This window comes from Neisseria sicca (genome assembly GCF_014054945.1).
Classification (GTDB): domain Bacteria; phylum Pseudomonadota; class Gammaproteobacteria; order Burkholderiales; family Neisseriaceae; genus Neisseria; species Neisseria sicca.
On record NZ_CP059566.1, the window covers coordinates 2,536,509 to 2,558,700 of the forward strand.

General features: G+C 50.0%; 21 protein-coding genes. 11 read left to right on the forward strand and 10 right to left on the reverse strand.

Annotated features, from left to right (window positions below; genetic code table 11):
• Window positions 1-7 precede the first annotated feature (7 nt).
• The 6 genes from rpoC (at window position 8) to rpsJ (ending at window position 9,326) form a co-directional block, all read left to right on the forward strand.
• Window positions 8-4,183: a DNA-directed RNA polymerase subunit beta' gene (gene rpoC, locus H3L95_RS12100; RefSeq protein WP_003760500.1), complete on the forward strand. Its 4,176-nt coding sequence runs from the start codon at window positions 8-10 to the stop codon at window positions 4,181-4,183.
• A 457-nt stretch (window positions 4,184-4,640) separates the two neighbouring features.
• Window positions 4,641-5,012: a 30S ribosomal protein S12 gene (rpsL, locus tag H3L95_RS12105; protein WP_002218431.1), complete on the forward strand. Its 372-nt coding sequence runs from the start codon at window positions 4,641-4,643 to the stop codon at window positions 5,010-5,012.
• Between the two features lie 117 nt (window positions 5,013-5,129).
• Window positions 5,130-5,600, forward strand: a complete 471-nt coding sequence (gene rpsG, locus H3L95_RS12110) for a 30S ribosomal protein S7 (protein ID WP_003745196.1) — start codon at window positions 5,130-5,132, stop codon at window positions 5,598-5,600.
• A gap of 18 nt (window positions 5,601-5,618) precedes the next feature.
• Complete coding sequence (gene fusA / locus H3L95_RS12115) at window positions 5,619-7,724, forward strand: elongation factor G (protein ID WP_003760496.1); 2,106 nt, start codon at window positions 5,619-5,621, stop codon at window positions 7,722-7,724.
• 88 nt (window positions 7,725-7,812) lie between these two features.
• A complete protein-coding gene (tuf, locus tag H3L95_RS12120) occupies window positions 7,813-8,997 on the forward strand; it encodes an elongation factor Tu (RefSeq protein WP_003742643.1) in 1,185 nt (394 codons plus the stop codon).
• A 17-nt stretch (window positions 8,998-9,014) separates the two neighbouring features.
• Entirely contained in the window at window positions 9,015-9,326 is a 312-nt protein-coding gene (gene rpsJ, locus H3L95_RS12125) for a 30S ribosomal protein S10 (protein WP_002642322.1), read from the forward strand.
• Between the two features lie 52 nt (window positions 9,327-9,378).
• On the opposite strand, the gene H3L95_RS12130 is transcribed toward rpsJ, so the two are convergent.
• From H3L95_RS12130 to truC, 4 genes are all read right to left on the reverse strand, one after another.
• Window positions 9,379-9,753 carry a hypothetical protein gene (locus tag H3L95_RS12130; protein WP_164907896.1) on the reverse strand — a complete coding sequence of 125 codons (375 nt, stop codon included), beginning with the start codon at window positions 9,751-9,753 and terminating at the stop codon, window positions 9,379-9,381.
• 153 nt (window positions 9,754-9,906) lie between these two features.
• Window positions 9,907-10,182, reverse strand: coding sequence for an oxidative damage protection protein (locus H3L95_RS12135; RefSeq protein WP_003762149.1), 276 nt, complete (start codon window positions 10,180-10,182; stop codon window positions 9,907-9,909).
• Window positions 10,183-10,263: 81 nt separating this feature from the next.
• Window positions 10,264-11,499: a type VI immunity family protein gene (locus H3L95_RS12140; RefSeq protein ID WP_003762151.1), complete on the reverse strand. Its 1,236-nt coding sequence runs from the start codon at window positions 11,497-11,499 to the stop codon at window positions 10,264-10,266.
• 703 nt (window positions 11,500-12,202) lie between these two features.
• A complete protein-coding gene (gene truC / locus H3L95_RS12145; protein ID WP_040669232.1) occupies window positions 12,203-12,910 on the reverse strand; it encodes a tRNA pseudouridine(65) synthase TruC in 708 nt (235 codons plus the stop codon).
• Between the two features lie 186 nt (window positions 12,911-13,096).
• Between truC and H3L95_RS12150 the strand changes: the two genes are divergently transcribed.
• Together H3L95_RS12150 and rsgA are read left to right on the forward strand one after the other, a co-directional pair.
• Window positions 13,097-13,825 (forward strand): LOG family protein, encoded by a 729-nt coding sequence (locus H3L95_RS12150; protein WP_039404238.1) that lies wholly within the window; start codon window positions 13,097-13,099, stop codon window positions 13,823-13,825.
• Window positions 13,826-14,038: 213 nt separating this feature from the next.
• Window positions 14,039-14,905, forward strand: coding sequence for a ribosome small subunit-dependent GTPase A (gene rsgA, locus H3L95_RS12155; protein WP_040669234.1), 867 nt, complete (start codon window positions 14,039-14,041; stop codon window positions 14,903-14,905).
• A gap of 560 nt (window positions 14,906-15,465) precedes the next feature.
• On the opposite strand, the gene H3L95_RS12160 is transcribed toward rsgA, so the two are convergent.
• The 5 genes from H3L95_RS12160 to tsaB form a co-directional block, all read right to left on the reverse strand.
• Window positions 15,466-16,134 carry an HAD-IA family hydrolase gene (locus H3L95_RS12160; protein WP_003762166.1) on the reverse strand — a complete coding sequence of 223 codons (669 nt, stop codon included), beginning with the start codon at window positions 16,132-16,134 and terminating at the stop codon, window positions 15,466-15,468.
• 391 nt (window positions 16,135-16,525) lie between these two features.
• A complete protein-coding gene (locus tag H3L95_RS12165; RefSeq protein ID WP_003762168.1) occupies window positions 16,526-17,020 on the reverse strand; it encodes a hypothetical protein in 495 nt (164 codons plus the stop codon).
• Window positions 17,021-17,080: 60 nt separating this feature from the next.
• Entirely contained in the window at window positions 17,081-17,875 is a 795-nt protein-coding gene (locus tag H3L95_RS12170; protein WP_003762171.1) for a uracil-DNA glycosylase family protein, read from the reverse strand.
• Window positions 17,869-18,312, reverse strand: coding sequence for a ribosomal protein S18-alanine N-acetyltransferase (gene rimI / locus H3L95_RS12175; protein ID WP_003762174.1), 444 nt, complete (start codon window positions 18,310-18,312; stop codon window positions 17,869-17,871). The genes H3L95_RS12170 and rimI overlap by 7 nt, the downstream gene beginning before the upstream one ends.
• Entirely contained in the window at window positions 18,309-18,986 is a 678-nt protein-coding gene (tsaB, locus tag H3L95_RS12180) for a tRNA (adenosine(37)-N6)-threonylcarbamoyltransferase complex dimerization subunit type 1 TsaB (protein ID WP_003762177.1), read from the reverse strand. The genes rimI and tsaB overlap by 4 nt, the downstream gene beginning before the upstream one ends.
• A gap of 285 nt (window positions 18,987-19,271) precedes the next feature.
• Between tsaB and H3L95_RS12185 the strand changes: the two genes are divergently transcribed.
• Both H3L95_RS12185 and H3L95_RS12190 read left to right on the forward strand, forming a co-directional pair.
• Window positions 19,272-19,838 (forward strand): NADPH-dependent FMN reductase, encoded by a 567-nt coding sequence (locus H3L95_RS12185; protein ID WP_003762179.1) that lies wholly within the window; start codon window positions 19,272-19,274, stop codon window positions 19,836-19,838.
• A gap of 340 nt (window positions 19,839-20,178) precedes the next feature.
• The gene (locus H3L95_RS12190; RefSeq protein WP_003762182.1) at window positions 20,179-21,180 is read left to right on the forward strand and encodes a hypothetical protein; all 1,002 of its coding nucleotides are present in this window, start codon (window positions 20,179-20,181) and stop codon (window positions 21,178-21,180) included.
• Between the two features lie 110 nt (window positions 21,181-21,290).
• Here H3L95_RS12190 and H3L95_RS12195 read toward each other — a convergent pair whose 3' ends face one another.
• Window positions 21,291-21,656, reverse strand: a complete 366-nt coding sequence (locus H3L95_RS12195; protein ID WP_182096169.1) for a hypothetical protein — start codon at window positions 21,654-21,656, stop codon at window positions 21,291-21,293.
• Window positions 21,657-21,709: 53 nt separating this feature from the next.
• Here H3L95_RS12195 and H3L95_RS12200 point away from each other — a divergent pair, with 53 nt between their 5' ends.
• Window positions 21,710-22,072: a hypothetical protein gene (locus H3L95_RS12200; protein WP_003762188.1), complete on the forward strand. Its 363-nt coding sequence runs from the start codon at window positions 21,710-21,712 to the stop codon at window positions 22,070-22,072.
• Window positions 22,073-22,192: the final 120 nt, after the last annotated feature.

The window sequence follows — 22,192 nt, forward strand, 5'->3', positions numbered from 1 at the left end:
AGCAAAAATGAATTTGTTGAACTTATTTAATCCGTTGCAAACTGCCGGCATGGAAGAAGAGTTTGATGCCATCAAAATCGGCATTGCTTCTCCCGAAACCATCCGTTCATGGTCTTACGGCGAAGTTAAAAAGCCTGAAACCATCAACTATCGTACGTTCAAACCTGAGCGTGACGGTCTGTTCTGCGCCAAAATCTTTGGTCCGGTCAAAGACTACGAGTGCTTGTGCGGAAAATATAAACGCTTGAAATTTAAAGGTGTAACCTGTGAAAAATGTGGCGTGGAAGTAACTTTGTCCAAAGTGCGCCGCGAACGCATGGGTCATATCGAATTGGCCGCGCCTGTGGCACACATTTGGTTCTTGAAATCCCTGCCTTCTCGTTTGGGTATGGTGTTGGACATGACTTTGCGCGACATCGAGCGCGTATTGTACTTTGAAGCATTTGTTGTGACCGACCCCGGCATGACTCCGCTGCAACGCCGTCAATTGCTGACTGAAGATGACTACTACAACAAACTGGACGAATACGGCGACGATTTCGATGCCAAAATGGGTGCAGAAGGTATCCGCGAATTGTTGCGTACCCTGGATGTAGCAGGCGAGATCGAAATCCTGCGCCAAGAACTTGAGTCGACCGGTTCAGATACCAAAATCAAAAAAATCGCCAAACGCTTGAAAGTATTGGAAGCCTTCCATCGTTCCGGCATGAAACTGGAATGGATGATTATGGACGTGCTGCCGGTATTGCCGCCTGATTTGCGCCCTCTGGTTCCGTTGGACGGTGGCCGTTTTGCCACTTCCGATTTGAACGATTTGTACCGTCGCGTCATCAACCGTAACAACCGTCTGAAACGCCTGCTGGAACTGCACGCTCCTGACATCATTGTCCGCAACGAAAAACGTATGTTGCAAGAAGCGGTTGACTCGCTGTTGGATAACGGCCGTCGCGGTAAAGCCATGACCGGTGCCAACAAACGTCCGCTGAAATCATTGGCAGACATGATTAAAGGTAAGGGTGGTCGTTTCCGTCAAAACCTGCTGGGTAAACGTGTGGACTATTCAGGTCGTTCCGTGATTACCGTAGGTCCATACCTGCGTCTGCACCAATGCGGTCTGCCGAAAAAAATGGCTTTGGAACTGTTCAAACCGTTCATTTTCCATAAACTGGAAAAACAAGGTCTGGCCTCTACCGTTAAAGCAGCGAAAAAATTGGTAGAGCAAGAAGTACCTGAAGTATGGGATATCTTGGAAGAAGTCATTCGTGAACATCCGATTATGCTGAACCGTGCGCCGACCCTGCACCGTTTGGGTATTCAAGCGTTTGAACCCATCCTGATTGAAGGTAAAGCCATTCAGCTGCATCCGTTGGTATGTGCCGCGTTTAACGCCGACTTTGACGGTGACCAAATGGCGGTACACGTTCCATTGAGCTTGGAAGCGCAAATGGAAGCGCGCACCCTGATGCTGGCTTCAAACAACGTATTGTCTCCTGCAAACGGTGAACCGATTATCGTACCTTCCCAAGACATCGTATTGGGTCTGTACTACATGACCCGCGACCGCATCAATGCCAAAGGTGAGGGCAGTCTGTTTGCTGATGTGAAAGAAGTGCATCGTGCATACCATACCAAACAGGTTGAGCTGGGTACGAAAATCACCGTACGTCTGCGCGAATGGGTGAAAAACGAAGCTGGCGAATTCGAACCAGTCGTTACCCGTTACGAAACGACTGTCGGTCGTGCATTGTTGAGCGAAATCCTGCCTAAAGGCCTGCCGTTCGAATACATCAACAAAGCGCTGAAGAAAAAAGAAATTTCCAAGCTGATTAACGCATCGTTCCGCCTATGCGGTTTGCGCGATACGGTTATCTTCGCCGACCACTTGATGTATACCGGTTTCGGATTCGCAGCCAAAGGCGGTATTTCCATTGCTGTTGACGACATGGAGATTCCGAAAGAAAAAGCGGCCTTGTTGGCTGAAGCCAATGCCGAGGTTAAAGAAATCGAAGACCAATACCGTCAAGGTTTGGTAACCAATGGCGAACGCTACAACAAAGTGGTGGATATTTGGGGTCGTGCCGGCGATAAAATTGCTAAAGCGATGATGGATAACTTGTCCAAACAAAAAGTTATCGATCGTGATGGCAACGAAGTCGATCAAGAGTCATTCAACTCCATCTATATGATGGCAGACTCTGGTGCTCGTGGTTCTGCGGCTCAGATTAAACAGTTGTCTGGTATGCGTGGCTTGATGGCAAAACCAGACGGCTCGATTATTGAAACGCCGATTACCTCAAACTTCCGCGAAGGTTTGACCGTATTGCAATACTTTATTGCGACCCACGGTGCACGTAAGGGTTTGGCGGATACCGCATTGAAAACCGCGAACTCCGGTTACCTGACCCGTCGTCTGGTAGACGTAACTCAAGATTTGGTCGTTGTTGAAGACGACTGTGGTACTTCAGACGGCTTTGTTATGAAGGCAGTTGTACAAGGCGGTGATGTGATTGAAGCATTGCGCGATCGTATTTTGGGTCGTGTTACTGCGTCTGACGTTGTCGATCCGTCAAGTGGCGAAACCTTGGTTGAAGCCGGTACGTTGTTGACTGAAAAACTGGTGGATATGATTGACCAATCCGGTGTCGATGAAGTCAAAGTCCGTACCCCGATTACTTGTAAAACCCGCCATGGCTTGTGTGCGCACTGTTACGGTCGCGACTTGGCACGCGGCAAACTGGTTAATGCCGGTGAGGCAGTCGGCGTGATTGCCGCTCAGTCTATCGGTGAACCGGGTACTCAGTTGACCATGCGTACGTTCCACATCGGTGGTGCGGCATCCCGTGCGGCAGCAGCCAGCCAAGTTGAAGCCAAATCCAACGGTACCGCACGATTCAGCAGCCAAATGCGTTATGTTGCCAACAACAAAGGCGAATTGGTTGTTATCGGCCGCTCTTGCGAAGTCGTTATCCATGATGACATCGGTCGTGAACGCGAACGCCACAAAGTGCCTTACGGTGCTATCTTGATGGTTCAAGATGGTGAAGCCATTAAAGCCGGTCAAACGTTGGCAACCTGGGATCCGCATACCCGTCCGATGATTACCGAACACGCAGGTTGGGTGAAATTCGAAAACGTGGAAGAGGGCGTAACCGTTGCCAAACAAACTGACGATGTAACCGGTTTGTCTACCTTGGTGGTTATCGACGGCAAGCGCCGCTCCGGCAGCGCATCCAAACTGCTGCGTCCTACTGTAAAACTGTTGGATGAAAACGGTCTGGAAATCTGCATTCCGGGTACCTCTACTCCGGTATCTATGGCATTCCCTGTGGGTGCAGTGATTACCGTGCGCGAAGGTCAGGAAGTTGGTAAAGGCGACGTATTGGCGCGTATCCCGCAAGCCTCTTCCAAAACCCGCGATATTACCGGTGGTCTGCCGCGCGTTGCCGAGTTGTTTGAAGCACGTGTGCCGAAAGATGCAGGTATGTTGGCAGAAATCACCGGTACCGTTTCATTCGGTAAAGAGACTAAAGGCAAACAGCGTCTGATTATCACTGATGTAGACGGCGTAGCATACGAGACTTTGATTTCCAAAGAGAAACAAATTTTGGTGCACGACGGTCAAGTGGTAAACCGTGGCGAAACCATTGTGGACGGAGCGGTAGATCCTCATGATATTCTGCGTCTGCAAGGTATCGAAGCACTGGCACGCTACATTGTTCAAGAGGTGCAAGAGGTTTACCGTCTGCAAGGTGTGAAGATTTCCGATAAACACATCGAAGTCATCATCCGTCAGATGCTGCGCCGTGTGAATATTGTCGATTCAGGTGAAACCGAATTCATTACCGGTGAGCAAGTCGAACGCGGCGATGTCATGACAGCCAATGAAAAAGCTTTGGAAGAAGGCAAAGAGCCGGCACGTTACGAAAACGTATTGTTGGGTATTACCAAAGCCTCCTTGTCAACCGACAGCTTCATTTCTGCCGCATCGTTCCAAGAAACGACCCGCGTTCTGACCGAAGCTGCCATTATGGGCAAGCAAGACGAGTTGCGCGGTCTGAAAGAGAACGTAATCGTAGGTCGTCTGATTCCTGCCGGTACCGGTTTGACCTACCACCGCAGCCGTCGCCAGCAATGGCAGGAAGCGGAGCAAGAAGCTTCCGAAATCGAAGCAACAGATGAATAATCCGTAGGATGTTTGTTTGAAAGAAAACCGCAAGGCAATATCACTTGCGGTTTTCTTTTTCAGACGACCTGTGTGGATTATAGTGGATTAACTTTAAACCAGTACGGCGTTGCCTCGCCTTGCCGTACTATCTGTACTGTCTGCGGCTTCGTCGCCTTGTCCTGATTTAAATTTAATCCACTATATCAATGCCGTTGTGAAAAGTACGGTGGGAAGGGTGGCTCTAATGGAGTTGCGAACTGACTTATTTTTAATAAAGGTCGTCTGAAATAGGGAGTGCAGAGTTTGAGAACTCTTTATCCATTTCAGACGACCTCAGTTGCTAAATAGTTCTTAGTTAATACAAAATACCAACTTTTCTCTACCGTTTGCTTGACTAAACTCTTGCAATAAAAATATAATTCCACTCTTGCTGACATGGTGTCGGCAAGTATTTAACTCAACAGGACGAGAAAATATGCCAACTATCAACCAATTGGTACGCAAAGGCCGTCAAAAGCCCGTGTACGTAAACAAAGTGCCTGCACTGGAAGCCTGTCCGCAAAAACGCGGCGTATGCACCCGTGTATACACGACTACCCCTAAAAAACCTAACTCTGCATTGCGTAAAGTATGTAAAGTTCGTCTGACCAACGGTTTTGAAGTCATTTCATACATCGGCGGTGAAGGCCATAACCTGCAAGAGCACAGCGTCGTACTGATTCGCGGCGGTCGTGTAAAAGACTTGCCGGGTGTACGTTACCACACTGTACGCGGTTCCTTGGATACTGCAGGTGTTAAAGACCGTAAACAAGCCCGTTCTAAATACGGTGCTAAGCGTCCTAAATAATTACAGGGACTTAAATAGGCACGTCGGCCGCCTAAGCTGAACAACGGCCGAGTAAGTGAATACTCTTTTGGGTATTCATGGGAATTGACCCGACTGAATAGATTAAAGGAAATTAAAATGCCAAGACGTAGAGAAGTCCCCAAGCGCGATGTGTTGCCTGATCCTAAATTTGGCAGCGTCGAGCTGACTAAATTCATGAACGTATTGATGATTGACGGTAAAAAATCTGTTGCCGAACGTATCGTTTACGGTGCATTGGAGCAAATTGAGAAAAAAACCGGCAAAGCAGCAATCGAAGTATTCAACGAAGCCATTGCAAACGCCAAACCTATCGTGGAAGTGAAAAGCCGCCGTGTGGGTGGTGCAAACTACCAAGTTCCTGTTGAGGTTCGTCCTTCACGCCGTCTGGCTCTTGCAATGCGCTGGGTTCGCGATGCAGCCCGCAAACGTGGTGAGAAATCCATGGACCTGCGTTTGGCAGGCGAGTTGATTGATGCGTCCGAAGGTCGTGGCGGTGCGTTGAAAAAACGTGAAGAAGTACACCGCATGGCTGAAGCCAACAAAGCATTCTCTCACTTCCGTTTCTAATTTTGAAAGGCTAATAAAATGGCTCGTAAGACCCCGATCAGCCTGTACCGCAACATCGGTATTTCCGCCCATATTGACGCGGGTAAAACCACTACTACAGAACGTATTTTGTTCTATACCGGTTTGACCCACAAATTGGGCGAGGTACATGATGGCGCGGCTACTACCGACTACATGGAACAAGAGCAAGAGCGTGGTATTACCATTACCTCCGCTGCCGTTACTTCCTACTGGTCCGGTATGGCGAAACAATTCCCAGAACACCGCTTCAACATTATCGACACACCAGGACACGTTGACTTTACCGTAGAGGTAGAGCGTTCTATGCGTGTATTGGATGGTGCGGTAATGGTTTACTGTGCGGTGGGTGGTGTTCAACCGCAATCTGAAACCGTATGGCGTCAAGCCAACAAATACCAAGTGCCACGCTTGGCGTTTGTAAATAAAATGGACCGTCAAGGTGCCAACTTCTTCCGCGTTGTAGAGCAAATGAAAACCCGTTTGCGCGCAAACCCAGTACCTATCGTCATTCCGGTAGGCGCAGAAGATAGTTTCACCGGTGTTGTTGACCTGCTGAAAATGAAATCCATCATCTGGAATGAAGCCGATAAAGGTACGACCTTTACCTATGGCGACATTCCCGCTGAATTGGTTGAAACTGCTGAAGAATGGCGTCAAAACATGATTGAAGCCGCAGCCGAAGCCAGCGAAGAATTGATGGACAAATACTTGGGCGGTGATGAGCTGACCGAGGAAGAAATCGTAGGCGCATTGCGTCAACGTACTTTGGCAGGCGAAATCCAACCTATGTTGTGCGGTTCTGCATTTAAAAACAAAGGTGTTCAACGTATGTTGGACGCAGTTGTAGAATTGCTGCCGGCTCCTACCGATATTCCTCCGGTTCAAGGTGTTAACCCTAACACTGAAGAAGCCGACAGCCGCCAAGCCAGCGATGAAGAGAAATTCTCTGCATTGGCGTTCAAAATGTTGAACGACAAATACGTTGGTCAACTGACTTTCATCCGCGTTTACTCTGGCGTCGTGAAATCCGGTGATACCGTATTGAACTCTGTAAAAGGCACTCGTGAACGTATCGGCCGTTTGGTACAAATGACTGCTGCAGACCGTACTGAAATTGAAGAAGTACGTGCTGGCGACATCGCAGCCGCTATCGGTCTGAAAGACGTTACCACTGGTGAAACCTTGTGTGCAGAAAGCGCGCCGATTATCTTGGAACGCATGGAATTCCCTGAGCCGGTAATCCATATTGCCGTTGAGCCGAAAACCAAAGCCGACCAAGAGAAAATGGGTATCGCTCTGAACCGTCTGGCTAAAGAAGACCCTTCTTTCCGTGTTCGTACGGACGAAGAATCCGGTCAAACCATTATTTCCGGTATGGGTGAGCTGCACTTGGAAATTATTGTTGACCGTATGAAACGCGAATTCGGCGTGGAAGCAAATATCGGTGCGCCTCAAGTGGCTTACCGCGAAACTATCCGCAAAGAAGTCGAAGCCGAATACAAACACGCCAAACAATCCGGTGGTAAAGGTCAATACGGTCACGTTGTGATCAAAATGGAACCTATGGAGCCGGGTGGCGCAGGCTACGAATTTATCGACGAAATTAAAGGTGGTGTGATTCCTCGCGAATTCATTCCGTCTGTCGATAAAGGTATCCGCGATACCCTGCCTAACGGTATCGTTGCAGGCTACCCAGTAGTTGACGTACGTGTACGTTTGATCTTCGGTTCTTCGCACGACGTCGACTCCTCTCAACTGGCCTTCGAATTGGCTGCTTCCCAAGCCTTCAAAGAAGGTATGCGTAAAGCCAATCCTGCTCTGCTTGAGCCAATCATGGCAGTTGAAGTGGAAACCCCTGAAGAATACATGGGTGACGTAATGGGCGACTTGAACCGTCGTCGCGGCGTCGTATTGGGTATGGATGATGACGGTATCGGCGGTAAAAAAGTCCGTGCCGAAGTACCTCTGGCAGAAATGTTCGGTTATTCGACCGACCTGCGTTCTGCAACCCAAGGCCGCGCTACTTACTCTATGGAGTTCAAGAAATATTCTGAAGCTCCTGCCCACATAGCTGCTGCTGTAACTGAAGCCCGTAAAGGCTAATCAGGCAAATAGGTCGTCTGAAAGGCTGAAATGATTTTTCAGACGGCCTCTGTTCTTTAATCGATCTTTAATGTAAAGGAATTAGCTCATGGCTAAGGAAAAATTTGAACGTAGCAAACCGCACGTAAACGTTGGCACCATCGGTCACGTTGACCATGGTAAAACCACCCTGACTGCTGCTTTGACTACTATTTTGGCTAAAAAATTCGGCGGTGCTGCAAAAGCTTACGACCAAATCGACAACGCTCCCGAAGAAAAAGCCCGCGGTATTACCATCAATACCTCACACGTAGAATACGAAACCGAAACCCGCCACTACGCACACGTAGACTGCCCGGGTCACGCCGACTACGTTAAAAACATGATTACCGGTGCCGCACAAATGGACGGCGCAATCTTGGTATGTTCCGCTGCCGACGGTCCTATGCCGCAAACCCGCGAACACATCCTGTTGGCCCGCCAAGTAGGCGTACCTTACATCATCGTGTTCATGAACAAATGCGACATGGTTGACGATGCCGAGCTGTTGGAACTGGTTGAAATGGAAATCCGTGACTTGCTGTCAAGCTACGACTTCCCAGGCGACGACTGCCCGATCGTACAAGGTTCTGCACTGAAAGCCTTGGAAGGCGACGCAGCTTACGAAGAAAAAATCTTCGAACTGGCTGCTGCATTGGACAGCTACATCCCGACTCCAGAGCGTGCCGTGGACAAACCGTTCCTGTTGCCTATCGAAGACGTATTCTCCATCTCCGGTCGCGGTACCGTAGTAACCGGCCGTGTAGAGCGCGGTGTCATCCACGTTGGTGACGAGATCGAAATCGTAGGTCTGAAAGAAACCCAAAAAACCACTTGTACCGGTGTTGAGATGTTCCGCAAACTGCTGGACGAAGGTCAAGCAGGTGACAACGTAGGCGTATTGCTGCGCGGTACCAAACGCGAAGAAGTGGAACGCGGTCAAGTATTGGCTAAACCGGGTACCATCACTCCGCACACCAAATTCAAAGCGGAAGTGTACGTATTGAGCAAAGAAGAGGGTGGCCGTCATACTCCGTTCTTCGCCAACTACCGTCCTCAATTCTACTTCCGTACTACCGACGTAACCGGCGCGGTTACTTTGGAAGAAGGTGTAGAAATGGTTATGCCTGGTGAGAACGTAGCCATCACTGTAGAACTGATTGCACCTATCGCTATGGAAGAAGGTCTGCGCTTTGCGATTCGCGAAGGTGGCCGTACCGTAGGTGCAGGTGTGGTTTCTTCTATCATCGCTTAATTGAAGGATATCGATAAATGGCAAACCAAAAAATCCGTATCCGCCTGAAAGCTTATGATTACAGCCTGATCGACCGTTCTGCTCAAGAAATCGTTGAAACTGCAAAACGTACCGGTGCCGTTGTAAAAGGTCCGATTCCGTTGCCGACTAAAATCGAACGTTTCAACATTCTGCGTTCTCCTCACGTGAACAAAACTTCTCGTGAACAATTGGAAATCCGCACTCACTTGCGCCTGATGGACATCGTGGACTGGACTGACAAAACTACCGATGCACTGATGAAACTGGACTTGCCAGCCGGTGTTGATGTAGAAATTAAAGTTCAATAATCGCTGCTTTTGATAGAAAGCTGAATGGTTTATCCGTTCGGCTTTTTATTTATTAACCCATTGAAGCATTTATGGTGGATTCAAATAGGAATAGGGCATTCTGTTGATTGGTATAGCGGATTAAATTTAAATCAGGACAAGGCGACGAAGCCGCAGACAGTACAGATAGTACGGCAAGGCGAGGCAACGCAACGCCGTACCGGTTTAAAGTTAATCCACTATGGTGCAGCAGGTCAAAGAAACCATGTTGAGGTCGTCTGAAAACAGATGATTGGCGAAATTCATTTGAGCTTTTGCGAAACCTATATTGAAGTACGGCAAATTTTGATGGGTTATTGCGATTCGGCCAACTCTTGTCCAAAGAATGCAATAAGCTGGCGGTAAATTTGATAAGCTGATAAACGGTTGCGATTTTGGTATTTTTCATCCTCTTTTGCGGGGGAGAGGAATAGGGAAAATACGGGAATATCGGGGATAGCGGGAATAAAATGAAACGGCTTTGCAGCAAGTTTATTGATACAAAAAGGTCGTCTGAAATCCGATTTTCGTTTTCAGACGACCTTTTGAGCAAATGATGACGTTATTTTGGCTCTTGCGGCACATAACCTTGAACGGCATCTGCACCGTCGCCAAAGAAATACTGTTCCATTTGTTGTGCCAGATATTCGCGTGCGCGCGGATCAGCGAGGCTTAAACGGTTTTCGTTAATCAGCATGGTTTGGTGGCGTGTCCACGCATTCCAAGCTTCTTGGGATACATTTTCAAAAATGCGCTTGCCCAATTCGTTGGGCAGTGGTGGGAATTTCATACCTTCGGCTTCTTTGCCGAGTTTGACGCAGTGAACCATACGGGTCATGGCGGTTTTCCTTCAAAAACGGGGTTTCAGACGAGGCATATTTTAACGTATCGGCTGACGTTCGGAAAGGCGGGGAGGGGCTTACCACATTGCCTTTCTACGCAAAGGTTCGTTATGGTCTCCTTTGACAAGCTCCCAAATGGTCAGACCCATTTGGGGGCCAAGAAGTGCTTTTTGTGTCCGTACTCCTTCTCCTTCAGGGAAAATTTCGCCTTTATTGAAATGGCGGGTCTCACCGTCAAAGCTGGTGATTTTCCACATACCTGAAATTGGAACTGGCTCTTCCTCGACGCCGATGATTTCCTGCGGCGCTTGGGTGTAGATCCGCTTGCCGTCCTTTTCTTCCACTTCCCAGCCGTCCCATCTTCTCGACCAATAATACATCTGTTCGCGGGTAATGCCGCCCATATTTTCGCGCGGATATTTTTCGCGTATCGGTTCTAAAGCTCGGTTTAGCGCAATGTAGTCCAAGGGTAAATCTTCGCGGATATCCCCTGTTTCGGGCAAGCTGCCGATTTTAAAAACCTTGATACCGGCAAAGTCGCGCAGAGTAATATCGGGATGATTTGCCAAAACAGGCTCTATCCTGCCTGCCGGTAGCTGTCCGTAAAGTTCCCTGCCAACCAATGTATACCAACTGATACTGCGTATGTTGTATCTATAAAACGTTGACAAATAATCGGTAGTAACCGGAATTAGACCGAAATTCTCGCGGCAAACCCCGTATTCGTATGGCGCACCATCGTAATAGTTATGCGGTGGAATTGCTGCCAGTCCGATATAACCGTGGAAAACATCCAGCTTCTCTGCAATCTTGTCGACAAATTCATCTAATTTTGCCAAATCTTTGGGGGAAGACAAAATTTCCAGTGGCAGATTAAAAAGCAGAGTGCCTAACGGCATATGCGGCTCATTTGCCAAACCTGCGGCAATAGAGGTAATGTCGAAATAATAGGATGCGCTGGTATCTGCATGCTCGCTTTGCATTCCCCACATCACCTCTGGCGGATTTTCCTTCCGATTGTCCAACCACCGGTAGATTGTATCCCGTTCTTTCAGATATGATTTTTCGGTCAGTTTGACTTTTTTAATATCCCTATGGCCTCTTTCGTGCCTAGCTATTGTCAGCTTGTCTTTCGACCATTCGTAATAGAAATCCATCAAACCGGTTAAGGCATCGGCGACATCATCGCGGGTATTGAAATAGACTACGCCGCGTATGCCCAGTTGCAACAGGGTAAAGCCATGTTCGTTGTAGCGTTTGGTACGCTCGGCGGTGTAGCGGATGGCAGCGAGTTGCTTTGTGATGTCGCTCATGGAATGTCCTTATGTTGGTATGACAAACGTCGTCTGAAAGAGTGTAGCGTTTTCAGACGACCTTTACCGCAAAGTAGGATTATTCGGCATAAATGAGGGTTGAACGGAATGGGGTGGCAGGGATGGGGTCATCTGAAAACCGTGTCCGGCTTTGCAGAATCACCAGCCCGCCTTGTTGGCACTACCTTCCGCTTACGCCTCAAACGTATCCAGCCAAATCCGCCGGCTCTCGTCGGTATCGGTACAGCAAACCGTAGCGCGGGTTCTACCCGCGAAGCAGATGTCAGCACAAATACCCGACTCAAACTGACGGACGGAAAATCCCGCGGGCAAAGCCCACGCTACGGGGTTCGGTTATCTCAAGCGTGTTTTGATGAATAAAGGTCGTCTGAAAACCCGTGTTCGGTTTTGCAACATTATCAACCCGCCTGTTGGCACGACTTTGCGCTTACGCCTCAAACGTATCCAGCCAAATCCACTAGTTCTCGTCGGTATCGGCACAGCAAACCTTAGCGCGGGTTCTACCCGCGAAGCAGATGTAAGCACAAATACCCGATTCAGACTGACGGACAACAAATCTCGCGGGCAAAGCCCACGCTACGGGGTTCGGTTATCTCAAGTGAGTTTTGATGAATAAAGGTCGTCTGAAAAACGTGTCCGGCTTTGCAGCATCACCAGCCCGCCTGTTGACGCGACTTTTCACTTACGCTTCAAACGTATCCAGCCAAATCCGCCAGCTCTCGTCGGTATCGGCACAGACGGTCAGGGTTTCGCCGTTTTCGATGCTTTGGAACGACAGGCTGCGGGCGTGGAGCATGAGGCGGGTGGGACCGAGGTGGGCGGCGGTGGCGTGGTTTTGGCGCAGGTCGCCGTAGTTGGTGTCGCCGACGATGGGGTGGAAGATGTGTTTCATGTGGCGGCGCAGTTGGTGTTTGCGGCCTGTGTGTGGGATGAGTTCCGCCCACGAGTAGCGCGAGGTCGGGTAGCGGGCGGCGGATTGGAAGGGCAATTCGGTGCGTGCAAGGCGGCGGTATCGGGTTTGGGCTTCTTGGAGGGTGGCTTCGGTTTGGGATTCGGCGATTTTGTCGGGCTGATATTTGAGGGGGTAGTCGATGAGTCCGTCGTCGGGCAAATATCCGCGCACGATTGCCCAGTAGGTTTTGCGTGTGGTTTTTTGTTCGAACTGCTGCGTCAGCAGGCGGGCGGCTTCGGGGTCAAGGGCAAACAGGAGGACGCCGGATGTGGGGCGGTCGAGGCGGTGGGCGGGATAGACGTGTTGTCCGATTTGGTCGCGCAGGGTCTGCATGACGAACTGTGTTTCGTGGCGGTCGAGCCAGCTTCGGTGGACGAGCATTCCGGCGGGTTTGTTGACGGCGATGGTGCGGCTGTCGCGGTAGAGGATGTCGAGCATGGCGGGATATGGGCGGAAATGGGGGATTGTAACGCAAGCGGTCGCGGCTGAGACGGCAATCTTGAGGCAGAAACGCACGATTCGGTTCAAATAAGGAACACTTACTGCCGTTCATGTTTGCGTTTTCAGACGACCTCGGGTTCTGTCGGTTACAATGTGGGGGTTCAACAAGATGAAGGAAAAACCGTGAGCCTGCTCAAAAAACTGCCCAAGCCTATGCTGACCGATGAGGCGCGCCGCGAGATTCAGGCGCGGGAGTCGTATCATGTTTTGAAGATTATTTCGGAATTTGTCGAAGCGGGCGAGGAGCTGCGGGCGATTCAGCCTGCGGTCAGCATTTACGGCAGCGCGCGCACGCCGGAAAACCATCCCGATTATGAATTTACGCTGCGGCTGGCACGCAAGCTCTCGGATGCCGGTTTTTCCGTCATTTCGGGCGGCGGGCCGGGGATTATGGAAGCGGCGAACAAGGGTGCGTTTGCGGGCGCAAGCCCTGCGGTGGGGCTGAATATCGTGTTGCCGCACGAGCAAAAAGCCAATCCGTATCAGGATTTGTCCATCAAGTTCCAACATTTCTTCCCGCGCAAAGTGATGTTTGTGAAACACGCGGTTGCGTATGTCGTCATGCCCGGCGGCTTCGGCACGCTGGACGAATTGTTTGAAAGCCTGACGCTGGTGCAGACGGGCAAAACGCCCGACCGTCCGATTATCTTGGTGGGCAAGGATTTCTGGTCGGGCTTGTTGGACTGGATACGCAAAGAGCTGCTCGGGCGCGGGCTGATTTCGGAAGCCGATATGGATTTAATCCGACTGATTGATGGTGAAGACGAAATCATCGAAGAAATCTTCGCGCACTACGAAAACCGCTTGGAAGATTTTTCTGAAGGCGTCAACGCGTGGTCGCTCGGATTGTGATGGGCTGAGAGGTCGTCTGAAAACCTTCCGAATCTCGCGGGTTGCGTTGAAATCAAGACAAGCGGCAACGCCGTATCGGTTTCCAGTTAATCCACTATAGAATCGTTTCAGACGACCCCTGCCTATTTCGGTACAATATCTTTTCTCTTCGCCGCAAGGCTACCACGCCGCTGCGAATATTCCCTTTATCCACTCCACCCGACCCAACCGTTCATGACCGATACCGCCCAAATCATTACCAGCTACGGCCGCCGCTACATCGTGCGCACGCCCGACGGCAAAACCTACGAAGCCAGCACGCGCAAAAAGCGGGTGGACTTCGCCTGCGGCGACCGCGTGCATATCCAAACCGTCAACGCCGAACAAGCCGTCATCGAAGACTACCTGCCGCGCGAAAGCCTGCTTTACCGTCAAGACGCTTGGAAAACCAAGCTCATCGCCGCCAACGTCAGCCAGCTCCTTATCGTTACCGCCGCCGTTCCCTCGCCCAGCGAAGCCCTGCTGCAACGCGCCCTCCTTGCCGCCGAAGCCGCGGGCATCCAAGCCGTCATCGTCCTGAACAAAGCCGATCTGCCCGAAACCGCCCTCTGGCGCGAAAAACTCAAATTCTACGAAACGCTCGGTTATCCCGTCATCGAAACCCGCGCGCTGGAAAACGCCGACATCCTGCGCCCCGTCCTGCAAGGGCATACCAACATCCTGCTCGGACAAAGCGGCATGGGCAAATCCACCCTGACCAACGCCCTCTTGGGCAACCAAACCGCCCGCACCGGCGACATATCCACCGCGCTCGACTCAGGCAAACACACCACCACCCACGCCCAGCTTTACGATTTAAACGAAGCAACCCAATTAATCGACTCCCCCGGTTTGCAAGAATTCGGGCTGCACCACCTAGAAGCCGCCGACCTGCTGCAATACTTCCCCGACCTAAGCCACCTCGTCGGGCAATGCCGCTTCCACAACTGCACCCACCGCGCCGAACCCGGCTGCGCCGTCAAAGCCGCCGCCGAAGCAGGCGAAGCCAAGCACGAACGCATCGAGTTTTTGCAACGGATAACGGATGAATTGTTGAGATAGGGAGAAGCGGTTGGTCTTGGTGAACTAAAAAGGTCGTCTGAAAACTTGGGGAACAGGTTTTCAGACGACCTTTTTTATTGTGGAGAGGGTTTGGGATGGAGAAGCGATTGATTCATTCAACGCGGAGGATTTCTCCGAGCAGGCTTGCTTCGTCCGATGGTCGGCAGCACGCCGTGATACTTCGAGAAAAGTGTAGCGTGGGCTTTGCCCACGAAATCTGCCAATCGATTTCTGAATCAAACCATAAACCGAGTTTTTTCGTGGGAGAAGCCCACGCTACGGCAGAGGGTCTTCGTTGAGTGATTTGGGATGGAGAAGCGATTGACTCGTTCGACACAAAGGATTTCTCCGAAAAGGTACACCTAGCCCGATAGTCGGCAGCACGCCGCAATGCTTCGAGAAAAGTGTAGCGTGGGCTTTGCCCACGAAATCTGCCAATCGGTTTCCGAATCAGAAATCAGTCAATCGGTTTCTAAATCGGATCATAAACCGAGTTTTTCGCGGGCAAAGCCCACGCTACGGTTTGGCTGTCTACATCGTTAAAGGGTTTGTGCTTTGCGTTAAACCTTGCCCGTCCAATCAAACGTTTCCAAGAAGTCAGGCAACTCGGAGAGGCTGTCGAATATGGCAAGATGCGGGGCGGTGTGCAACATGGCGGCGGAGTGTGCGCCTGTGGTGAGGGCGACGGCGGGGGCTTTGGCGTTGGCGGCCATTTCCAAGTCGTGGGTCGTATCGCCGACAACCAAAGTTTCCTGCGGCGTCAGCCCCAGTTCGTCGCATAGTTTGAAAACCATGTCGGGTGCGGGTTTGGAGGCTTGTTCGCTGGCGCAGGTTGTCGCCATCCAAAAATCAGCCGTACCGGTTTGCGCGATAGAGCGGTCGAGTCCTATCCTGCCTTTGCCTGTGGCGACGGCGAGCCAGTAGCCTTGGTTTTGCAGGGTGTGCAGGCAGGGCAGGGCTTCGGGGAAGAGCGTCATGTTGTGGTTGTTGGGGTTAAGATAGTGTGCGGCGTAGGTTTCCGTCAATTCTTCGCGCATGTGTTCGCCGGCATGCGGGGCGAGGCGGCGGATGATTTCCGGCAGGCTGTAACCGATGAGGGCGCGGACGGCATCGTCATCGGGAACGGGCATGCCGCAGTCGGCAAAACTTTGTTGGAAGGTGCGGATAATCGGGCGTGTCGTGTCTGCCAGCGTTCCGTCCCAGTCGAAGATAATTAGTTTAGGTTTCATCGTGCGCTTTCTTTCAGACGACCTTTGGGCAAGATATAGTGGATTAACTTTAAACCAGTACGGCGTTGCCTCGCCTTAGCTCAAAGAGAACGATTCTCTAAGGTGCTGAAGCACCAAGTGAATCGGTTCCGTACTATCTGTACTGTCTGCGGCTTCGTCGCCTTGTCCTGATTTAAATTTAATCCACTATAGAAAAATCATAGCAGAAAATCCGATGCCTGCCTGCTTGCGGATTGATGCAAACGTTAAAAAATCCTAACTGAATTCAAACGCTAAGAACGGATGAATTTGGGTAAAAGGGTCGTCTGAAAAGTTTCAGACGACCCCTTGTTTATGGTTTCTTGCCGGAGAATATGAAGGAAGACGTTGCTTTGACTCCCTGTTGCCAGGCTTATCTTTTCATTTTGTGGAAGATGATGGGCTGTTCCGGCGCGCGGGTCAGTTGGCGCGGCAGCGTCAGCATCGCCAATATCCAAACGCTCAATGCGTAAAGAAATATTCCGCCTTGCCGCATGCCGCCCAATGCCGCGCTGCCCAGCAAAGATTCCAAGATAATCACGACCAAAGCCGCCGCACACGCCGCCGCGCCGCTTAAAAACAGGGCGTAGTGGAAATGGCGGCGCATCATTTTTTTGTAGGCGAGTTTGGTCAGTCCGCCCGCGATAATCAGGTTGAAAAAGCCGAATACGCCGCAGATAAACCAAACGATGGCGTCATCCCAGCCCGCTACTTGCCGCAACTGCCCGTCTTGGAAGGTCAGCAGCAGTCCGGAATGGCGGAACAGCCCGACCGTGATGATTTCGTGCAGCAGCAATGCCAGAGGCAGGGTCAGGAAAATCAGGGCAATCAGCAGCGGGCGGTAGGGTTTTTCTTGGGTGAGGTACATGATGGATAGGGAAGGGGGTGGATGAGGTGCGGCATTTGTTTGGGATGCTGTCGGCGTGCCTTAATTCAGTATCTGCCGCACTTGTTTCAAAACCTGCCAAGCTTTTGCTTTGAGCTGCGGTTGGCGCAGCAGGCGGGCAGGGTGGGGAAGGATGAAGCGGGGGGTGTTGCCGCAAAGCGTGTCTATCAATGGGGCAAGTTCGGGTTTTTCAAAGATTTGCCCCACCAATAACACGGCTTTCGCCTGCGTATCGGCAAGCTCTCGGGCAAGCTGGGGCAGCTCGGCTTGGATTTGTTCGTCAGTAGGGTGCGGGCTGAAAACGGGCGCTGCTTTGACCCAACTGGTTTTGTAGGCTTGTTGCGGCGTCAGTCGGATGGCGGCAAGCATATTGTCGAGTAGGACGCCGACCGCGCCGTGAAAGAGCTGTCCGTGCAGGCTGTCTTCGGTTGCGGGACAGATACTGATGATGATGACTTCGGACGGACGCGCTTCAGTTTGCAGGCGCGGGAGGTCGTCTGAAACGGTTGCGGCGGGAGCTTGGCCGGTGTTTTCGGGTGCGGAATGTGTCCGCGCGGATGGGAAAGGTGCGTCAACCGGAGCGGCGGTCGACGGGATGGGAGGCGTTGTTGCGGAGGCGGTTTTTTCGTGTTGAACCGCCGCCATCGCCGCCATGCGGGCATGATGTGCCGATGCAGAAATCGTGCGGACGGCTTCGGCAACTTGGGCGGCAGCAGGTTTTTGCGGCTGTGTAACGGACGCATCGCCCGCAGGCGGGATGACTTTGGCGTGACGATTCAGCCACATCGGGCCTAAGCCTAATGCCTGATGCAAGTGGAGATAGCGGCTGCTTAACATGGTTTTTCCATTAATACGGCGTCTTCATGCCCGCCTTCGGGCAGGGAATAGTAATGTTTGCGGATGCCGACCTCGGTAAAGCCGTATTTGAGATACAGCGATTGGGCGGCGGCATTGCCGGCGCGGACTTCCAACAGCAGGCGCGTGATACCGGCGGTTTGGGCGTGGCGGAACCAATGTTCCAAAAGTGCGGCGGCGATGCCTTGGCGGCGGTATTCGGGGGCGGTGGCAATTAAATGCAGCTCGGATTCATCCAATATATCCTGCCACACGATGAAGCCGCTGATGACGCCGTCGGTCTCGCAGACCCACAGTTTATCCGTACTCTGCGCCAGCGCGGAGGCGAATTGTTTCACAGACCAAGGCGAAGGGTTGCCGACCGCATCAATCGCGGCAAGGGCAGGGCAGTCGTCTGAAAAAGCGGGGCGGATATTCATGCCTGCGCTTTCCGTTCTGCCTGCTCTTTGGCCGTCAGGGCGACTTTGTTGCGGACATAAAGCAATTCGGCGTGCGCGGCATCGGACGCGGGATAACGCCCGCTGAGTGCCAGCTTGAGATAGTCGGAAGCGGCAGGCATTTGCGGCGTGCCGGCAAAGGGCGGCGCATCGGTCAGCGCAAACGCATTGCCTATGCCGCCGGTCAACGCACGGCCTTCGGGTTCGACAATTTCAGCCGCTTTGCCGACCTGATAATCGCCGAGCCGTCGGTGCGTGCCCGTGTCGAACCATGCGTAAAACACCTCGCCCATGCGCGCGTCGGTCGCTGCCAGTACGCAGCTTTGTCCGGGCAGCAGATACGCCGCCGCATCCAGACAGGGGATGCCGATAAGGGGCGTATCAAACGGCGTCGCCAAACCTTGCGCCACGCCTGTTCCGATACGCAAACCGGTAAACGCGCCGGGGCCTTGTGCATAGACGATCACACCCAAATCCGCCGCCGCAATACCCGCTTGTTCAAACAAAACACGAATCTGCGGCAGAATCAAATCGGATTGTTTCGTGCCGACATCTTCATGAAACGAAACAATCTGCCCATCGGTTTGCAACGCGAGGGACAGGTAGGAAGTGCTGGTGTCGATGGCAAGGACGGGTCGTCTGAAATCGGCTTGCATGGCGTGTTCTTCAAGATAAAAATTTTAGGATGGATTATAGCATTGTCGTCTTGATTCATGCCCGATAGGGTTTTCAGACGACCTCAATGACGTTTCAACACTTTAAAAAAGGACTTTCTCGAAACTGGGGCAGGACAGGCAAGCCGCATTAAACCAATTCTCCAAATCAAATCCACCTTGCGCAGAATGGTCAATTTGTTCCCAACAGGATTGACGACAATCAACCGGCGGCTTTAAAATGAATTCAAGAATCGTTATTATTTTTACATCATCAGGAGAAAATTCATGGTAAAAAAAGTCAGCATTTTAGTAGGCAGCCTGCGTAAAGGCTCGTTCGCCCGCAAAGTGGCGCAAAACGTCATCCCCATGTTCCCCGAAGGCTACGATGCCCAAATCGTCGAAATCGGTCATTTGCCGCTCTACAATTTCGACTACGACGACCCCGCCGAAACCGACTTCCCTACGCCCGAAAGCTACACCGCCTTCCGCGAAACCATCAAAGCTTCCGACGGCGTATTGTTCGTTACCCCCGAAAACAACCGCACCGTCCCTGCCTGCCTGAAAAACGCGGTAGACATCGGCTCCAAACCCAACGCCGACGTCGCCTGGAAAAACACGCCCGCAGGCATCATCAGCCATTCCGTCGGTAAAATGGGCGGTTACAGTTCGCAAAAAAACCTGCGCCTTGCCTTGTCCTACTTCAATATGCCGCTGACCGGACAGCCCGAAGTCTTCCTCGGCAACTCCCCCACCTTGTTTGACGACAACGGCAAACTCATCGAATCCGCGCGCAGCTTCGTCCAAGGCTATATCGACCAACTCGTCGCCCTCATCGAGAAGAACCCCAAATAAAACCAACAGAAAATTGTCGGACTTTAGGGGCTGCCGACATTCAATAGTTTCCGTGTCTTTTTATCCCCAAAGCAATATCTTCTGCCTTGAATCTTCCGCTTTGTGAACAAAAATCCACCTGGAAAATTAAATGTCGACAGCCCCTAGAAAATAGCTGACTTTCTAAACATCGAAGGTTTAATGCAGAAAAGGTCGTCTGAAATCTAAAGTTTCAGACGACCTTTCTTTTATTGGAAATTAGACGTGACAGTATAAATTGGCATGTAAAAAGAAATGATTTAAAGGAAGAGACCGCGTATTATCGCTACTTGGACAAACAGTACCAAGAAAGGAAAAATCGATGGCTATTCGAATGACCCACAAGGCAATCAGTAAGTGTGTCATGGTGAGATCGCTGGCTACTGTCCTGTTAGCTCTAGTTTCATTCACTGTTCATGCTTTAAACAATGAGAAAAACATGCCACAGCAGGTTACTTTGGAATTAGGTAAAAAAGGGCCGGCAAGCTTCAAACAGATCGGCACAATTACGGATCACTATACTGCTGGAGAAGTTGCTGGCTTCTTGGATTTGAACTGGCATCCTAAACAATTGGGTATTGTTACTATTCGACACAACCAGCATGGCATTACCTTTCCGCATATTTTTCATGTCATGGGTACAATGTGGGCTTATTATCCAAACGAAGGAGTGACTAGTATAAAGTTAACTGGAGGAATTAGTTCTACTGAGTTTGTCCGTCACCTTGAGGCTTACGATTTGTGGCTCAAGTTGCTCAATCAAATTAAGGATGCAGGTTGGCAGCCTTACATTGAACTATCCAGTGAACGACTGAAAGGAAAAGAGGCTTTACGGTATCTTGTTGATAATAAAAATGTCGATATAGTAAAAGATCCTTGGACAGTTCCTGATTATGTGTCTTGGAGATCTATCATGTCAGGTCCTGCTCCATTTCTAATTTTTTATCAGGATGGTGTCTTAATGTTGATAACGTTTATGCAAACCATAAGTAGCCAGGAGGATTTCGATAGCAAAAATATCAAGTTAGACTACCAAGAATGGGGACAATATATGATGGATATAGAGTTTGAAACAGTGCGATTCAGTATACGTGAGCAAATGCATAATGAATTTATACCTGACAATCTAGATATAGATAAATTTGGAGAAGAAATAAATAGAATTGATGCTGACCTTCTTGGAAATTGGCCACGCTATCTAAAACGACAACAGGCAGAAAGAGCTAAAAGGGAAAAAAAACTTGTTGATAACGGGTATAAAATCGATACGGAGCACAAGGATCCGGATGTGTTACCTTATTTACAGAAAGAGCCGAAATTTTAGCTGATTACAGCAAAGTATTAATATTTCAAATTTCAGTAGACATAGGTTAATTTGAAGGCTTTAACAGAAGTTTGTAGAGTTCGTCTGAAAGTTTTCAGACGAACTGTTTACTAATGGTATTCACCTTGTTTGAGACCTTTGCAAAATTCCCCAAAATCTCCTAAATTCCCACTAAGACATTTAGGGGATTTTTCATGAGCACTTTCTTTCAGCAAACTGAACAAGCCATGATTGCCAACACATCGACTGAGATCTTTGCAAAATTCCCCAAAATCTCCTAAATTCCCACTAAGACATTTAGGGGATTTTTCATGAGCACTTTCTTTCAGCAAACTGAACAAGCCATGATTGCCAACACATCGACTGAGATCTTTGCAAAATTCCCCAAAATCCCCTAAATTCCCACCAAGACATTTAGGGGATTTCTCATGAGCACTTTCTTCCAGCAAACCGCACAAGCCATGATTGCCAAACACATCGACCGAGACCTTTGCAAAAATAGTCTGTATATTTGTTGTCGAGAGGAAATATGAATTTAGAAATCAGACGTAACAGTATAAATTGGCATGTAAAAAGAAATGATTTAAAAGAAATAATTTCTTCATTACAAAGAGAAGGGAATTATTGGGAGGGGCAAGTTTTTTTAACAAAGTGCAAGAAAGAATGCAGCCTTTCCTTTAGAATTTTTCTGAATGTAAATGATGAAGATGAGTTTGATATAACTGACGATCAGGTTATTCTTTCAATATCCGATGATATCTTTTCCTTGTTAGAAGAATATAGTGTTATGGTCAGTAAATATGGCACGCCCTTTTCACATGAATTGAATGATTTGTATTTCATATCATTAAAAAAATGGTTGGGTTGCTATATTTATGTAGAAAATGATTAGTGTGTCTTTATCTATGTCTGCAACGAGCATGAGATATGTATAAACAGGTTGAGATTAGATTTTTATCCCCAAAGTAGGTCGTCTGAAAACCTCCATTCAGACGACCTTTCTACCGTTTAT

Bases quoted from the DNA above. Each gene is read 5' to 3' on its own strand.
- rpoC (WP_003760500.1), top strand. From the start codon at position 8: ATGAATTTGTTGAACTTATTTAATCCGTTGCAAACTGCCGGCATGGAA.
- rpsL (WP_002218431.1), top strand. From the start codon at position 4,641: ATGCCAACTATCAACCAATTGGTACGCAAAGGCCGTCAAAAGCCCGTG.
- rpsG (WP_003745196.1), top strand. From the start codon at position 5,130: ATGCCAAGACGTAGAGAAGTCCCCAAGCGCGATGTGTTGCCTGATCCT.
- fusA (WP_003760496.1), top strand. From the start codon at position 5,619: ATGGCTCGTAAGACCCCGATCAGCCTGTACCGCAACATCGGTATTTCC.
- tuf (WP_003742643.1), top strand. From the start codon at position 7,813: ATGGCTAAGGAAAAATTTGAACGTAGCAAACCGCACGTAAACGTTGGC.
- rpsJ (WP_002642322.1), top strand. From the start codon at position 9,015: ATGGCAAACCAAAAAATCCGTATCCGCCTGAAAGCTTATGATTACAGC.
- H3L95_RS12130 (WP_164907896.1), bottom strand. From the start codon at position 9,753: ATGAAAAATACCAAAATCGCAACCGTTTATCAGCTTATCAAATTTACC.
- H3L95_RS12135 (WP_003762149.1), bottom strand. From the start codon at position 10,182: ATGACCCGTATGGTTCACTGCGTCAAACTCGGCAAAGAAGCCGAAGGT.
- H3L95_RS12140 (WP_003762151.1), bottom strand. From the start codon at position 11,499: ATGAGCGACATCACAAAGCAACTCGCTGCCATCCGCTACACCGCCGAG.
- truC (WP_040669232.1), bottom strand. From the start codon at position 12,910: ATGCTCGACATCCTCTACCGCGACAGCCGCACCATCGCCGTCAACAAA.
- rsgA (WP_040669234.1), top strand. From the start codon at position 14,039: ATGACCGATACCGCCCAAATCATTACCAGCTACGGCCGCCGCTACATC.
- H3L95_RS12160 (WP_003762166.1), bottom strand. From the start codon at position 16,134: ATGAAACCTAAACTAATTATCTTCGACTGGGACGGAACGCTGGCAGAC.
- H3L95_RS12165 (WP_003762168.1), bottom strand. From the start codon at position 17,020: ATGTACCTCACCCAAGAAAAACCCTACCGCCCGCTGCTGATTGCCCTG.
- H3L95_RS12170 (WP_003762171.1), bottom strand. From the start codon at position 17,875: ATGTTAAGCAGCCGCTATCTCCACTTGCATCAGGCATTAGGCTTAGGC.
- rimI (WP_003762174.1), bottom strand. From the start codon at position 18,312: ATGAATATCCGCCCCGCTTTTTCAGACGACTGCCCTGCCCTTGCCGCG.
- tsaB (WP_003762177.1), bottom strand. From the start codon at position 18,986: ATGCAAGCCGATTTCAGACGACCCGTCCTTGCCATCGACACCAGCACT.
- H3L95_RS12185 (WP_003762179.1), top strand. From the start codon at position 19,272: ATGGTAAAAAAAGTCAGCATTTTAGTAGGCAGCCTGCGTAAAGGCTCG.
- H3L95_RS12190 (WP_003762182.1), top strand. From the start codon at position 20,179: ATGGCTATTCGAATGACCCACAAGGCAATCAGTAAGTGTGTCATGGTG.
- H3L95_RS12200 (WP_003762188.1), top strand. From the start codon at position 21,710: ATGAATTTAGAAATCAGACGTAACAGTATAAATTGGCATGTAAAAAGA.